This is a genomic window from Marinococcus tarijensis (assembly GCF_054971385.1).
The window spans coordinates 80,626-94,593 of record NZ_JBQOJA010000010.1 but is presented as its reverse complement, the minus strand read 5'-3'; the positions used below and the strand labels follow the sequence as shown (position 1 = coordinate 94,593).

General features: G+C 45.1%; 13 protein-coding genes. 8 read left to right on the top strand and 5 right to left on the bottom strand.

Annotation, left to right across the window (positions count from 1 at the left end; translation table 11 throughout):
* Positions 1–169: 169 nt before the first annotated feature.
* The 4 genes from ACTTK7_RS07885 to ACTTK7_RS07870 are packed head-to-tail and all read right to left on the bottom strand — an operon-like array spanning position 170 to position 4,654.
* Complete coding sequence (locus tag ACTTK7_RS07885) at positions 170–1,537, bottom strand: GntP family permease (protein ID WP_462867225.1); 1,368 nt, start codon at positions 1,535–1,537, stop codon at positions 170–172.
* 30 nt (positions 1,538–1,567) lie between these two features.
* The gene (pdxA, locus tag ACTTK7_RS07880) at positions 1,568–2,581 is read right to left on the bottom strand and encodes a 4-hydroxythreonine-4-phosphate dehydrogenase PdxA (RefSeq protein WP_462867224.1); all 1,014 of its coding nucleotides are present in this window, start codon (positions 2,579–2,581) and stop codon (positions 1,568–1,570) included.
* Between the two features lie 23 nt (positions 2,582–2,604).
* On the bottom strand, positions 2,605–3,882 hold the full coding sequence (locus ACTTK7_RS07875) for a four-carbon acid sugar kinase family protein (RefSeq protein WP_462867222.1): 1,278 nt from the start codon (positions 3,880–3,882) through the stop codon (positions 2,605–2,607).
* A 16-nt stretch (positions 3,883–3,898) separates the two neighbouring features.
* Complete coding sequence (locus ACTTK7_RS07870) at positions 3,899–4,654, bottom strand: DeoR/GlpR family DNA-binding transcription regulator (RefSeq protein ID WP_462867221.1); 756 nt, start codon at positions 4,652–4,654, stop codon at positions 3,899–3,901.
* A 239-nt stretch (positions 4,655–4,893) separates the two neighbouring features.
* Here ACTTK7_RS07870 and ACTTK7_RS07865 point away from each other — a divergent pair, with 239 nt between their 5' ends.
* From ACTTK7_RS07865 to ACTTK7_RS07855, 3 genes are all read left to right on the top strand, one after another.
* Positions 4,894–5,961, top strand: a complete 1,068-nt coding sequence (locus ACTTK7_RS07865) for a tartrate dehydrogenase (protein ID WP_462867219.1) — start codon at positions 4,894–4,896, stop codon at positions 5,959–5,961.
* 317 nt (positions 5,962–6,278) lie between these two features.
* Positions 6,279–7,514 (top strand): C40 family peptidase, encoded by a 1,236-nt coding sequence (locus ACTTK7_RS07860; protein ID WP_462867217.1) that lies wholly within the window; start codon positions 6,279–6,281, stop codon positions 7,512–7,514.
* A gap of 188 nt (positions 7,515–7,702) precedes the next feature.
* Positions 7,703–7,981 carry a peptidoglycan-binding domain-containing protein gene (locus ACTTK7_RS07855; RefSeq protein WP_462867216.1) on the top strand — a complete coding sequence of 93 codons (279 nt, stop codon included), beginning with the start codon at positions 7,703–7,705 and terminating at the stop codon, positions 7,979–7,981.
* Positions 7,982–8,027: 46 nt separating this feature from the next.
* Here the strand turns inward: ACTTK7_RS07855 and ACTTK7_RS07850 are convergent, their stop codons facing one another.
* Positions 8,028–8,963: an aldo/keto reductase gene (locus ACTTK7_RS07850; protein WP_462867228.1), complete on the bottom strand. Its 936-nt coding sequence runs from the start codon at positions 8,961–8,963 to the stop codon at positions 8,028–8,030.
* 196 nt (positions 8,964–9,159) lie between these two features.
* Here ACTTK7_RS07850 and ACTTK7_RS07845 point away from each other — a divergent pair, with 196 nt between their 5' ends.
* The 5 genes from ACTTK7_RS07845 (at position 9,160) to ACTTK7_RS07825 (ending at position 13,966) form a co-directional block, all read left to right on the top strand.
* Positions 9,160–9,738: a hypothetical protein gene (locus ACTTK7_RS07845; RefSeq protein WP_462867214.1), complete on the top strand. Its 579-nt coding sequence runs from the start codon at positions 9,160–9,162 to the stop codon at positions 9,736–9,738.
* A gap of 348 nt (positions 9,739–10,086) precedes the next feature.
* Entirely contained in the window at positions 10,087–10,476 is a 390-nt protein-coding gene (locus ACTTK7_RS07840; protein WP_462867212.1) for a tautomerase family protein, read from the top strand.
* A gap of 120 nt (positions 10,477–10,596) precedes the next feature.
* Positions 10,597–12,000: an FAD-binding oxidoreductase gene (locus tag ACTTK7_RS07835; protein WP_462867211.1), complete on the top strand. Its 1,404-nt coding sequence runs from the start codon at positions 10,597–10,599 to the stop codon at positions 11,998–12,000.
* Positions 11,993–13,300 (top strand): (Fe-S)-binding protein, encoded by a 1,308-nt coding sequence (locus ACTTK7_RS07830; RefSeq protein WP_462867209.1) that lies wholly within the window; start codon positions 11,993–11,995, stop codon positions 13,298–13,300. The genes ACTTK7_RS07835 and ACTTK7_RS07830 overlap by 8 nt, the downstream gene beginning before the upstream one ends.
* A gap of 105 nt (positions 13,301–13,405) precedes the next feature.
* Positions 13,406–13,966, top strand: coding sequence for a methyltransferase family protein (locus tag ACTTK7_RS07825; RefSeq protein ID WP_462867207.1), 561 nt, complete (start codon positions 13,406–13,408; stop codon positions 13,964–13,966).
* The last annotated feature ends 2 nt before the right edge of the window (positions 13,967–13,968 follow it).

The following is a 13,968-nucleotide window of genomic DNA, read 5'->3' as shown; positions in this document are numbered from 1 at the left end:
GTACTCTCAACATAACAGAGGGGCAGATGTTTTTTCATTTCTTTTTATCAAGAACATATTTTGGTGTTGAGCCAAAATAGTTAAATGATTATTGCAAAAAAACTCACAAGCAGCTTTGCGGCGCCGGGATAATATCCGGAACACACGCAGAGAGCTTATGAGTTTATTTTTATCCAAAGAAGGCATTTGCCACTAAAAGCATGAGGAAGGAAGTGAACCAGACAAGTGTAGTAGGCACGGACCAAACCAGTAATTGTTCTTTGACATCTGTTATGCCAAGCATCCGGTTTACTACCCAGAATAAACTGTCATTAAAATAGGAAAAAATTAACGCTCCAAGAGTAGCGGCTTGTGCAGCTAATGCTAAATTGATATCGGCTCCGGCGATAATAGGAGCTGAAATAGAGGCGGCAGTAATCATTGAAACGGTACCGCTTCCTTGAATTAAACGTACGACTGTAGCGATGAAAAAAGGGAGTAAAACTAATGGCAATCCAGTACCAGCGATAGCTTCAGCAATGTAATCGCCACCGCCGCCCTGGCGCAGAACTTCCCCGAGGGCGCCGCCGGCACCTGTTACAAGAAGAATGATGCCTGCAGATTTAATACCTTCTTCCATACGATCAATAGTTTCAGTTTGCGAAGCATTACCAAACAGGCCGTATATAGCAATAATTAAACCTATTGCCACTGCAATAACGGGGTTACCTATAAAAATTAAGTAATCAAAAACCCCACCTTCGATTCCGGTAGCGCTTACACTTGTATTCATAAAAATAAGCAAAATAGGTATAAAAATCGGAGCCGTAGAGCGCAAGAGAGATGGGAGATCTTTCTCTTCCTGCAGCTGATAAAAATCATTTAACGATTCAATTTTGTCTGGGCGATAAAAGCCTAAACCATCTTCAGTTGGCAGCTGATGAATTCTTTCACCTAGCCAACGGGCGTAAAAGACACCAACAATGATAATCGGGATACCGAAAATAAGTCCCCATAAAATCATTACACCAATATCGACGCCGAAAATTCCGGCAACTCCCAACGGTCCTGGGGTAGGAGGTACGGCATGGTGGGTAGCAGATAATCCTATAGCGAGCGCTACACCGAGAGTAATAACAGATTTGCCAGTATTTCTAGATAGCGCTTTCACTAAAGGAGCTAAAATAACAAAGGCCGAATCAACAAAGATAGGAATAGAAACTATATATCCGGCTACTGCCATAGCCCAGTCTTCTTTTTTCTTACCAAGCATTTTTACTAAAGTATAAGCCATACGTTCAGCGGCTCCTGAGACTTCTAAGATACGTCCCATCATGACCCCGAGACCTATAACGATACCAATAGTACTTAAAGTACTTCCGAAGCCTTCGGTAATCGCTGTAACTACATCAGGGGCAGGCATGCCCCCGACGAGTCCGGTGATGGAAGCAGCTATAAGGAGAGCAACAAAGGGGTGTATTTTTGTTTTAAGCACTAATAATATTAATGCGAAAACCCCTAAAATTAAACCGAAAATCATCTGACCGCCAGCTTCCATAATTCTCTCTCCCTTCTAAAATTACTCTCTTTAAACTTCCTGTTCTTCCACAAAATGTGGAGCATATTTGGCAGCTAACTTAATGCACTCTTCCATACTCACAGAACTAGCAATGCCTTTTCCTGCTATATCAAAAGCGGTGCCATGATCTACAGAGGTTCTAAGGAAAGGAAGTCCATTAGTAATAGAGATAGTCCGTTCAAAGTCAGTCATTTTAGCTGCAATATGGCCTTGATCGTGATAAAGAGATAAAACAGCATCGTATTTACCTTGGAGAGCTTGATGGAAAACAGAGTCAGCTGGTACAGGACCTACTGCTTCAATCCCTTGTTCGTTAGCTAGTTTAATTCCTGGAGTAATTTCATCTACTTCTTCGTAACCAAACAATCCATTTTCACCGCTGTGTGGATTTAATCCTGCGACTGCAAATTTTCTTTTATCCACGCCCAACTTTTGTAATGCGGCATCACAGCGGATTAAATAGTCTTTAACTCTTTCTTTAGTCATCTGTCCAATAGCGTCTTTTAAGGATAAATGCCGGGTTAAGAAGAAAATTCTCATGTTACGTACTTCAAACATTGTTAAAGGGTCATCAGTATTAGTCATCCCGGCCAGCATCTCTGTGTGGCCAATGTATGGTACTTCAGCAGCTTTTAAAGATTCTTTGTTAATAGGTGTAGTAGCAATAACATCTGCTTTTCCCGTATTTGCAAGTTCTACGGCTTTCTGAATATATTCAAAGGAAGCTTGGCCACATTGCTTTTGTACTACTCCGTGTTCAAAAGTTGAAAAGTCTACATTGTTTAAATCAATCACATCTATCGTGCCGAAAGTAAATACAGCTTCTTCAACACTTGGAACAGCGTTAATAGTAACCGTGATATTTAATTGTTCAGCAGCTTTTTTTAGGATTTTTGCGTCTCCTATAACTATTGACTTCCCGGCCTCAAATACTTCTTGTTTTGTAAGAGCGCCAATGGTGATTTCTGGGCCAATGCCTGCAGGGTCTCCCATAGGAACAGCTATGATCGGTTGTTTATTCATTATTTTCATTCTCCTTTTTAAAATTATATTTTTGCGCGTAAATACTGAATACATTCAAATATTGCTTTTTTATCGCCCACAAGTCCTCCCTTTGTAATTAAAGGTAGAGAATCAAAATAACCTCCCTTAATTCTTCCAAAAGCAGCGAGTGGTAATACTTCTTCCTCTAATTCAATGGCTTCTGCTCTCGAAATAGCGCACAATGAGGCGGTTACATCTCCGCCACTTGAAAAACAGCCTTTGATTGGACTATCTGCATTTTCGATAATCTGCCTGGTTATTTTCCCTAAAGCATCAGTAATTCGTTTAGCTAATGCATCTTCAGAAGTGTTTTCCTCCAAAGCTTTAGATTTCAAATCAATCAAAGCATGTCCTGGGTGATGAGTGGTCACGATTAGTAAGGTGTCGTTTGAACGAACGCTTTGTTTTGTAACTCGTTCAATTTCCTCCTCCCACGTAGAAGAGTAGCTGGCCAACTTCATGGGATCAGCATATATTGGATCCGCTCCAGTTTTTTCGAGGGCATAATTTAGCTGTTGTCCTGTCAATTGAGTAGCACTTCCAATGGTTAGAATAATTCTTTTATTAGGCCGAGTGCTATGCAAAACTGCTTTTGAATAAGCTGCAGTCAGCGGCCCGGGATCTGCTGCCACAAACTGATATTCTTTAATCGCTTGCATGGCCTCTCCGATATTTTCAATTTGTTCATTTGTAGTGGCATCACAAACAATGATTTGCGCATCTTTACACAGATCTCTCATTTTACGGGCGATGTGCTTTTGATCTTGTAAAACATCACTGAGTGAAAGAGAAGCTACGGAATATTTGGTCTGCTGTGAAATGAGTGGAGGAACGCAAGACTGGTTAATAGGATATACCGGATCCTGCGCTACGTCTGTTTGTTCCAGTGGCACATCATTCACTAACAAATAACCGCCAATAACGATACGTCCTGAATCAGGAAAGGAAGGGGCAACTATGATACGTGCAGACTCCCCAAGTTGATCAAGGAGGGCCTCCAGTTCAGCTCCAATATTGCCCCTCATTGTGCTGTCGATACGTTTACAGAACAAATCAGCCCCCCATTGGGTTAAGTCATTGATAGAATCACGCACACGTTTTTGTGCTAGTGCACCAGAAGAATATCTGCTGTCTGTATCAACAACTAAAGCATCATTTTCTGCCTGGAAAGGGAAAAGTGTTCCCTGAACAACAGTAGCAGTCTGAATTCCCTCTTTGCTCATTCTTACTCCAGTAGCATTAGCTCCTGTTAAATCATCTGCGATTACTCCAATTCTCATTGTCATGACCTACTTTCTAAACATCAGCACGAATAATGGTTTCATGGTATTCAGCTTCAGCCTTTGTATCCAAAGAACTGTCCGTAACAATTCCCTGAAGATCTTGTAAAGAACAAGCGGTGGCAAATACTTTTTGATTGAATTTACTGGCGTCAGCTATTAACCAGGTTTTTTCAGCTACCTGATTCATCAACCTCTTAATATAAGCTTTTTCAAGCGTAGGAGCAGTTACCCCGTAAACAGGATCTACAGCATGTGCCCCCAGGAAAAAAAGGTCAACATGGACAGAACGTAACAGCTCCTGGGTGTGGGAACCAAACATTGCGCCGACGTGTGGCTGCAGTTCTCCTCCGCTCACGATGACATTAACAGAGCTGGTGGTTAATTCTGCTGCTATATATATATCATTCGTGATAACAGTAATATCGTTTCTGTCATTCAATTGCCTTGCTAATTCTAATGTTGTTGTTCCAGAGTCTAGAATGATCGTACTGTTTTCAGGCACGAGATCAGCTGCCTCTAGGGATATAGATTTTTTGGCTGCAGCATGTTGGTTTTCTTTATTCATGTAAGGAGTTTCATTGGTTAGCCCCTTTGCTGCTACAGCTCCACCGTGTGTACGTATTAATCTTTCATTTTTCTCAAGAAACATTAAATCTCTGCGAATAGTCATTGGCGAAACTTTTAATTTCTGAACTAAAGAATCAATATCAACTTTTCCCTGATCCTGCACTACGGTTTCAATCTTGTTTCTTCTTTCATCTATGTTCATTTTTAACACCTCTTATGATTGAAATGAACACAATGTAGTTAAGATTCTGCTTTATATGTTCATTTTTGTCAATTATTTTTTTATAATGATAATTACGATCATTATTTGTTTAATCTAAACTTTTACAACTGCCTGAGCAAGTGAAAAAGTAACATTAAGTATCTTAGAGAAAGAAAAGATGACAAACGTATAAATAAATGGAAAAATGAAAGTGCATACAATACAAAGGAGATGAAGAAATGAATACATATACGATTGCGTCAATTGCAGGAGATGGAATAGGCAAAGAAGTTGTACCGGCTGCATGGAGAGTGTTGAGAACGCTTGAAAGAGTGCAGGGAGACTTTGAGCTTCGTGTCACAGAATTTCCCTGGAGCTGCGATTACTATATTGAGCATGGAAGAATGATGCCGGAGGATGGCCTGGAGCAGCTTGAAGGCTTTGACGCCGTATTTTTAGGAGCGGTCGGTCATCCGGATCTCGTCCCGGACCATATTTCTCTATGGGGGCTTTTAATTAACATCCGCCGTGGCTTTGAGCAGCAGATCAATGTACGGCCGTCCCGCCAGTTTGAAGGGCTTGCTTCTCCGCTTGCTAATCCGAACCAGTTCAATCTAATGGTTGTCAGAGAAAACAGCGAGGGTGAGTACAGCGAAGTCGGGGGACGAATGTACAGAGGAGAAGACGAAATTGCAATTCAAAACAACGTATTTTCCAAAAAGGCAGTAAAAGCAGCCATGGAGTATGCCTTTCAGCTGGCAAAAGATCGCGGCAGCCACGTGACCTCTGCAACGAAATCCAATGGGATTGTGTTTTCGATGCCATTTTGGGATGAAGTGTTTAAAGAAGTGAAGGAAAGTCATCCTGAAATAAAAACCAGGGCAGAGCACATTGATGCTCTGGCAGCAGCCTTTGTTACCAAGCCGGAGACGATGGATGTTGTTGTCGGCAGCAATTTGTTCGGAGATATTTTGACAGATATCGGTGCCGCTTTGATGGGGAGCATTGGCATTGCTCCGGCTGCCAATATTAATATAAACGGGAAATATCCATCCATGTTTGAGCCGGTGCATGGCTCTGCCCCGGATATTGAAGGGCAGGGACTGGCAAATCCGATCGGCCAGCTGTGGACGGCTCAAATGATGCTTGAGCATCTTGGAGAAAGCACGGCGGCGCAAACATTAATGAACGCTATAGAATATGTCATCAAAGAGGGAACGGTTACGAAGGATCTTGGAGGCGAGGCTTCTACGGAAGAGGTAGTAAAAGCAGTGGAAGAATATTTAACATCAGAAAAAGCAAAATAGGAATTAACTAATAGGCATTTAATAATGATTCAAATGAGGATACACAGCATATTAATCGCGAAAATCCTTGATAGTTAACGTATTTTAATACTAAAGACACTCTTAATTTCCATATTATGATTATTTATCCCAATGTTACAGTTTTAATACAAATGTATTGAGTATATTGTCTATGCCCCCTGGCACTTATATACTGCTTTATACACAACAGTAGAGTCAGGCATCGCAGCACATGATCAAATAGGGGGTGGATTCGCTCGGGCTTTTCGCATTGCGCTTATTCAGAGCAGCGGTACGAAAGTTTATAGCGAAAATGTATGAAAAAATATGCATATCCAGCAGCAATTGTTGCTGCGGCAACAGTAGTTTTTGCAGCTCCGACTGCAGCAGACGCTGCGTTAGGTGATCAAACACTACGTCAGGGCTCAACGGGTTCGGAGGTTAAAGAACTGCAGGACTGGTTAAAGGGAAATGGCTATCACAACGGGGCAGTGGATGGGATATACGGACCGGCGACCGCAGGGTCTGTGCAGGCCTTTCAGCGTTCAGTGGGTATTACCTCTGATGGTATAGCCGGATCGAATACATTTTCCAAAATGAGTTTAAACAAAAAACAAGTTTCGCCCGAAAAAAGCCCGAAAGATACTGGCAGTGCCTCCAGTTCATCTTCAAGTGTATTAAAGGCAGGTGCTTCAGGAAGCGATGTCCGGGATCTACAGGCACAACTGAAAAGTAAAGGTTTTCATACTGGATCGCTCGACGGAGAGTTTGGCCCGGTCACGAAGTCTTCAGTCATTGCGTTTCAAAAGGCAGCCGGGATCGGCGTTGACGGTGTAGCCGGCCCTAATACGTTCAAAGCGTTAAGCAGCTTTAAATCCTCAGGCAGTACGAATGATTCAGGCACTGCCAAGCCGGATACTTCCTCTTCGGAAACCGGAACTGGAACGCTCCGGCAGGGAGATACGGGCAGTAATGTGAAAAGCATGCAGCAGACGCTTAAAAGCAAAGGGTTTCTTTCAGGCGCAGCGGACGGCCAGTTTGGTCCGCAGACAGCAGGGGCAGTGAAGGCTCTGCAGAGGGCAGCTGGTTTGAGCGCTGATGGCATCGTTGGTTCTAATACATGGAAAGCATTAAGCGATTCTTCGTTGAAAAGCGGCACGAGCTCCTCTCCGGACAAAGTGAGTTCAGGCTCTTCAGGCAGTGTATCGGGACTGATAAGTACAGCGAAACAGTTTATAGGCGTGCCGTATGTATGGGGAGGCACGACGACAAGAGGGTTCGACTGCAGTGGGTTCACCCAGTATGTATACAGGCAGCATGGCACGAGTCTTCCGCGTACGGTGGCCCAGCAGTACGCTGTGAGTAAAAAGGTATCAAGCCCAGAGGTGGGGGATATGGTATTTTTCACCACGTACAGAGCGGGAGCCTCGCACAATGGAATATATATTGGAAATAATCAATTCATTCACGCAGGATCCTCGACGGGCGTCACTATCAGCAGCATGAGTAATTCATACTGGGCACCGCGCTACCTCGGGGCCGGGAGCTTCTAAATTATACTTAGAGCACACCGTTCAGCAGAAACGGTGTGCTCTTATTCAGTCCGGCAGGGAAGGTTTATAAAATTACACGTATGAACAGAGAGTTACGTATTGTTTACAACTCTGTAATAGCCATTGTTCTATCCGCTCCCCTTGCTTACAATAAAATGGGATCAGACGATAGAAAGCGTGGGATTGTAATGAAAAGAGGAATATCAGCGTTCATGCTCGCTGCTTTATTATTATTCGTACCTGCACAGGCCAATGCCTCTCTGGGGAGCGAAACGCTGCATCCAGGAGACCGGGGAGAAGAGGTGGAGGAGCTTCAGGAAGCTCTCCAGCAGGAAGGGTTTCACAGTGGGAAAACAGACGGGGTTTACGGTTCAGTCACCACCTCGTCGGTGAAAGCTTTCCAGAAGTATGAAGGATTAAGGACAGATGGAGTTGCCGGAGAATCAACTCTCGAAGAGCTTTCCTGATAAAAAAGAAGCTGAAGCCATGTTGGCTCCAGCTTCTTTTCTGTTTTTAGGAAAAAATGCTGCTGATTTGTTCTACTTCTTCTTTCGTCAGTTCCACATCGGAGGTTTTCAGGTTATTAACTACTTGATCAGAGCTTTTGGCTCCCGGAATCAAAACGTCAACCGAAGGCTGATGCAAATACCAGGCGAGAACGATATGGGCTGTTTCCTCGCCTTTTTGCTCAGCGATTTTTTTCACTTCATTAACTTTACGGAGATTTTCTTTGAAGGTCTCTCCCTGGAAATTAGGCTTTTGGGCACGGAGATCGTTAAATGTCGTGTTTTCATCATATTTTCCGGCCAACAGTCCGGATTCAAGTGGAAAATAAGGAACGAAGGTGATGTTATTTTCTGCAGTGTATGGAAGAATGTCTTTTTCCACTTCACGGTTCAACAGATTATATTCGGACTGTACTACGTCCACATATCCGTTCTTATTTGCTTCCTTCAGCTGGTCCAGAGTGAAATTTGATACGCCGATGGAACGGATTTTTCCGGCTTCCTTCATTTCCTGCAGAGCGCCGACTGCTTCATCCTTCGGTGTGTCTTCATCCGGAAAATGAATATAAAACAAATCAATATAATCCGTTTGAAGGCGGCGGAGTGCGTCATCTACGGATTGCTTTAAAAATTCCGGAGAGTTATCCATTACAGTGTCCCCGTTATCTAGAAATTTGTGGGCTGCTTTCGTAGCGATAACAACCTTTTCACGGGCGTTTTTTTCTTTTATTACTTCACCGACGAGTTCTTCTGAACGGCGCGGTCCGTAAATAAAAGCTGTATCCAGGAGATCCACGCCGTTATCGATGGCAGTAGCGGTCAACGCCTTTCCCTGCTCTTCATCGAGCATGTCGGGATAAATATTATGGCCACCTACTGCGTTGGTTCCGAGGCCAAGAGGGTTTACAGTGACTTCAGATTTTCCAAGTGTTACACGATTCATTGCCATTTAAACGTCACTCCTTTGTAATTTCAGCACACTCATTTATATTTCACCTGTAACCAAAAGCTAAACATTTCTCAGAGCGTATGAATAAGTGTACATTTTCGTATAAATTCACGTTTACTAAAGAAAAGATAAAGGTAAGGGGTAGATAGGTTCTATTACGAAGGATACTGAGAATAAAGGGGAGAAACATATGACAGAGCAGCAAAACAGCAAATTACCAATTATTATAGCTTCTGTAATTATTGCAGGGATCGGGGCAGTATTTCTAAATCGTTCAGCCCGTGACACGGTGAAGGAAAAATCTTCAGAAGCAAAAGAAACGGCCAGTCAGTACAAGGAAAATGCCAAAAACAGCGATGCAGTGAATAAGGATGACTTCATGGAACGTATCCAGAACGCTACAGAGCTGGCAAAAACAATCGGCACCCAGCTTCAGGAGGTATACAATAATTACGGCAAAGATCTGATCGCCCAGGTGCAAAAAGTGAAGGACGACTCAGAAGAAGTGGTATCGACAGCGAAAGAAGCTGGTGAAGAGTTGAAAGGTGTAGGCGACACGGCCAGGGATGCCGGAGAGGAATTAAAAGAAGCCGGCAGCCAGGTAAAAGAAGCTAAAGACGAAGTTTCAGGCTCTGACGACAATGATGATACGAAAACAAAAGAGTATCAGAGCGCTACCGATGCTTCCAAGTACAGCGACAGCGATCTTCCAACGATCGGATCTACCGGAAACATGGATGACGACATTAACAAATCGGCAAGAGAATAATGCCTGGACTCCGGAGATCTCCTTCGGAGTCTTTTTATATGCAGGGAAGTATTGAAACGCCAGTGGAATATGTTTATAATTAGTTAAGCGCTTAACTATATTTTTTTGATTTTATGAAAGCGGTATTATTTGTACAAATGAAAAAATGAGCATCGACATTCAATAAGATAACGGTGCAGGGAAACGATACGTGCATCTCGAAGAGAGTCTGGCAAAACCATTTTGACCTGCATCAGAGCGAGGTGAAGTGAGCCAATGCAAACGTTTTAAAGCATATGAATATTTTTGGCAGCGCAGGCAAAGCTTCTGAAGCCAAAATAGAATGAAATTTCCTGAAGGAGGGGTACGATGCCGTTAATACGAATGGATGTTATCGAGGGGCGCACGGAGGAGGAATTAAAGCTGCTCGCAGACGCCATACATGATGCCGTGGTAGAAAGCTTTGAAGTTCCGGAACGGGACCGCTATCAGATAATTAATCAGCATAAGCTGTACGAAATGTATATCGAAGATACCGGGCTCGGCTTTGAACGGACAAATAATATTGTGGTTATTCAAGTGATCAGTAAAACACGTACAGCAGAGCAGAAAAAACAGTTGTATAAAAAAATTGCCAATAACCTGCAGGAGCGCTGTTCTATCGATCCGGAAGACGTAATGGTGTCAATCACTGATAACACAGAAGCGGATTGGAGCTTCGGGCTGGGAGAAGCCCAGTTTTTAAACGGGAAGCTGTGAAGGCTGGAGGCTGTCTGCGGGCAGCTCCGGCCTTCTTTTGCCAGAATATTGCATTCATTCGGACGGGGGAGTACGATAATGATAAGTTGTTAAAGAGAAGGGAGAAAGGAGCTGCTTTTATTGCACGAATGGGAAGAAAAACTGCGCGCTCTTTTAAGTGATAAACGAGTGTTTACAGAGCTTGCCGACCGATACAGCTACAGCTTTGATGCTTCTTTTGGCGAGCATCTGCCGGAAGTGGTCGTACAGCCCAAAACGACAGAAGAAGTACAGACAATCATGAAAATCGCCAATCAGTTCAGCTTGGCCGTAACGCCCAGAGGGCAGGGCACCTGTCTGAGCGGAGGTCCGCTGCCGGTTAAGGGAGGAATACTGCTGGACATGGCTCAATGGCCCCGGGAAATTAACGTTTTCGCTGATGACTTAATCGCAGTCGTCACGCCGAGTGTGCTGACAGCTGATATTCATGCAGCCGCTGAAAATCACGGTTTAATGTATCCGCCTGACCCAAGCAGTGCCCACGTCTCAACGATTGGCGGGAATCTGGCCGAAAATTCCGGAGGGCCAAGAGGGCTGAAGTACGGCGTAACCAAGGATTTTGTGATCGGTCTTGAAATTGTTACCCCCGAGGGAGACGTCATGCATACTGGCGGGCGAACGATTAAAAATGTAACCGGTTACGATTTAACGAAGCTGCTTGTCGGCTCCGAAGGGACGCTTGGCGTAATTACAAAAGCGACGCTCAAGCTGGTCCCCAAGCCTCCGGCCGTACAAACGATGATGGCTGCCTTTACAGACATGGCGACAGCCGGGAAAGCTATCTCCAAAACGCTCACTTCCGGAGTGCTTCCGGCAAAAATGGAATTTATGGATCGGGCCTGTATTGAAGCCGTTGAGCGGTACCGCCCGTCAGGCCTTCCCACTTCCTCGGAAGCACTGCTTTTGATCGAACTCGATGGACATCCGGAGACAATTAAATTAGAAGCCGAACAGGTGAAACAAATTCTCGAGGAGCTGCAGGCGGACCCAATCATTACAGCGGAAAGCGACGAAGAAGCACAGAAGCTTTGGAGTGCAAGAAAACTTGTGTCGCCGGCCATTGCGACGATCAAACCGACGAAAATTTCTGAAGATGCTACGGTGCCGAGAAGCCGGATTCCGGAAATGATGGATCGGCTGAAGCAAATCAAGGAGGCGTATCAGGTGGAGCTCGTCGTATTCGGGCATATCGGGGACGGCAATCTGCATCCGGATATTATGTGTGACCAGCGGGATGAAGAAGAAATGATCCGCGCTGAAAAAGCGGTCGCGGAAATTTTCGAAGCAGCCCTGGAGATCGGCGGCACGCTTTCCGGAGAACACGGGATCGGCACGATGAAAGCCCCCTTTATGGAACAGGAAATGGGAGAGGTGGGAGTATCGATGCTTAAACGGATCAAAGACGCCTGGGACCCTAACAACATTATGAATCCGGGGAAAATCTTCGCAGAAAAAGGGCAGAAGCTGGTGCTGCGTGATGGCTGATACACTCAAAGACATGCTGCGCTACGATTTGACCTTTGACTGTGTACAGTGCGGCTACTGTCTTCCTGTGTGCCCGACCTATGAAACGATGGAGCGGGAGACCCACTCCCCGCGCGGCCGTATTAATTTAATTAAAATGGTCGCAGAAGGGAAAGCGTCAGTGGAGGATTTAAAACAGCCGATCGACAAATGCCTGGGATGCATGGCATGTACGACTGTCTGCCCGACAGATGTACAGTACGGACAGCTGTTTGAAAGTGCAAAGCATGTAATTGATGAATATGAAGAAAAAACGTTCGTACAGCAAAAAACCGAGCACTTTTTGTTTCACTCATTCTTCCCTTCTGCAGCATGGATGAACCAGCTTGGAAATGCCACGTGGCTGTATCAGATGAGCGGTCTGCAAAAAGCAGCCCGGGGGCTGAATGTAATGTCTGCAGCGCCGCTTCATCTCGGTAAATTCGAGCAGGTTCTGCCTCCTGTCCCTTCGCCGAAAGAGAGACATGCGAGGAAAAATCGCCTGCATCCGGACGGGCCCCCAAGAGCAGTAGTTGCTTTTTTCACCGGATGTGTGATGGACAGTGTATTTTTTAGACAGAACGAAAAAACGATGGAACTGCTCCGGCTTTCCGGAGCAGAGGTGCAGCTGCCGAAGACGCAGACCTGCTGCGGAGCGCTGCATGCCCATGCAGGCAAAGAGCCTGAAGCCGTAGAGCTTGCCAAGGAAAATATACAGGCGTTTGAGGAGAAGCCGGTTGACTATATCGTAAACAATGCCGGAGGGTGCGGGGCCCAGCTGCATAAATACGGAGAGCTGTTTGCCGGTGATCCGGAGTGGGAGCAGCGGGCGAAAGCGTTCTCCGATAAGGTTAGAGACATTACGGAAGTACTGGTGGAGCTTGACGGTCTGGAATTTACCGAAAGGGTCGAGGAAACCTATACGTATCAGCCTTCCTGCCATATGACAAATGTTCAGAAGGTAAAAGAACCGCCGCTGCAGCTGATCCGCTCCGTGCCGGGGGTAACGCTTCAAGAGCTCGACCGGCCTGATTTCTGCTGTGGTTCAGCGGGGATCTACAATATTACGCAGCACGAGGATGCGATGGATATTCTGGATGTGAAAATGAAAGACGTTAAGCGGCAGTGTCCGGAAGGAATTGTTACGACCAATCCAGGCTGCATGCTTCAGATGAAACTGGGCGTGCAGCGGGAAGGTCTTGAAGAAGAAATTGACACGGTGCATATTGTGGATCTTTTGATGAAAGCAAAGCCGGTAACTAAAAAAACGGTGAAGGCGTAAAGTAAAGAACAAACAGGAAGGGGCATTTGGTTTAGCAGCAGCCAAGAAGGGGGAAATGGTAACGAGTGTAAAAAGAAACGAGGCGTGAAGGGAGAAGGTAAAACCATGGTGTTGATTGATACAATATTTGTGGTTGTTACCTTCTTCTGGATCGCCGAATTTTTTTTATTCAGACGGAAGGCTCCTTCAAAGGAACCGGAGCGTACTGAGCGCCGCTCGTTCCGATGGATACTTGCGGCCATCATTCTGTCGGTGGGGACCGCAGTAGTATTTGGCGAGACTGGTTTTCTTAGTCTCTCATCAGTTTGGCTGCAGGCTGCCGGCCTTTGTCTTTACGGAGCCGGCATTGCCCTGCGGTATTGGGGAATTCTCCATTTGCGGGACCAGTTCAGCAGAGACGTTTCTGTCAGAAACGGGGACCGCCTGGTAAGCAGCGGGCCGTACCGTCGTTTGTGCCATCCGCTGTATACCGCTTTGTTTTTTATTGTACTTGGCTTTTGCTTATTCATGAATAGCCCCGGAGCAGCAGTCATAAGTACAGGAGTCATGGTGCCGGCACTTCTTTACCGTATCCGCATTGAAGAAGAAATGCTGCGCCAGACGCACGGCGATACGTATCGTTTATGGTGCCGGCAAAGAAACCGTTTGATCCCATTTTTGTACTAATT

What these genes read in the sequence shown, in the direction of transcription:
- ACTTK7_RS07885 (WP_462867225.1), bottom strand. Translation starts at nt 1,537, where the DNA reads ATGGAAGCTGGCGGTCAGATGATTTTCGGTTTAATTTTAGGGGTTTTC.
- pdxA (WP_462867224.1), bottom strand. Translation starts at nt 2,581, where the DNA reads ATGAATAAACAACCGATCATAGCTGTTCCTATGGGAGACCCTGCAGGC.
- ACTTK7_RS07875 (WP_462867222.1), bottom strand. Translation starts at nt 3,882, where the DNA reads ATGAGAATTGGAGTAATCGCAGATGATTTAACAGGAGCTAATGCTACT.
- ACTTK7_RS07870 (WP_462867221.1), bottom strand. Translation starts at nt 4,654, where the DNA reads ATGAACATAGATGAAAGAAGAAACAAGATTGAAACCGTAGTGCAGGAT.
- ACTTK7_RS07865 (WP_462867219.1), top strand. Translation starts at nt 4,894, where the DNA reads ATGAATACATATACGATTGCGTCAATTGCAGGAGATGGAATAGGCAAA.
- ACTTK7_RS07860 (WP_462867217.1), top strand. Translation starts at nt 6,279, where the DNA reads ATGAAAAAATATGCATATCCAGCAGCAATTGTTGCTGCGGCAACAGTA.
- ACTTK7_RS07855 (WP_462867216.1), top strand. Translation starts at nt 7,703, where the DNA reads ATGAAAAGAGGAATATCAGCGTTCATGCTCGCTGCTTTATTATTATTC.
- ACTTK7_RS07850 (WP_462867228.1), bottom strand. Translation starts at nt 8,963, where the DNA reads ATGAATCGTGTAACACTTGGAAAATCTGAAGTCACTGTAAACCCTCTT.
- ACTTK7_RS07845 (WP_462867214.1), top strand. Translation starts at nt 9,160, where the DNA reads ATGACAGAGCAGCAAAACAGCAAATTACCAATTATTATAGCTTCTGTA.
- ACTTK7_RS07840 (WP_462867212.1), top strand. Translation starts at nt 10,087, where the DNA reads ATGCCGTTAATACGAATGGATGTTATCGAGGGGCGCACGGAGGAGGAA.
- ACTTK7_RS07830 (WP_462867209.1), top strand. Translation starts at nt 11,993, where the DNA reads ATGGCTGATACACTCAAAGACATGCTGCGCTACGATTTGACCTTTGAC.
- ACTTK7_RS07825 (WP_462867207.1), top strand. Translation starts at nt 13,406, where the DNA reads ATGGTGTTGATTGATACAATATTTGTGGTTGTTACCTTCTTCTGGATC.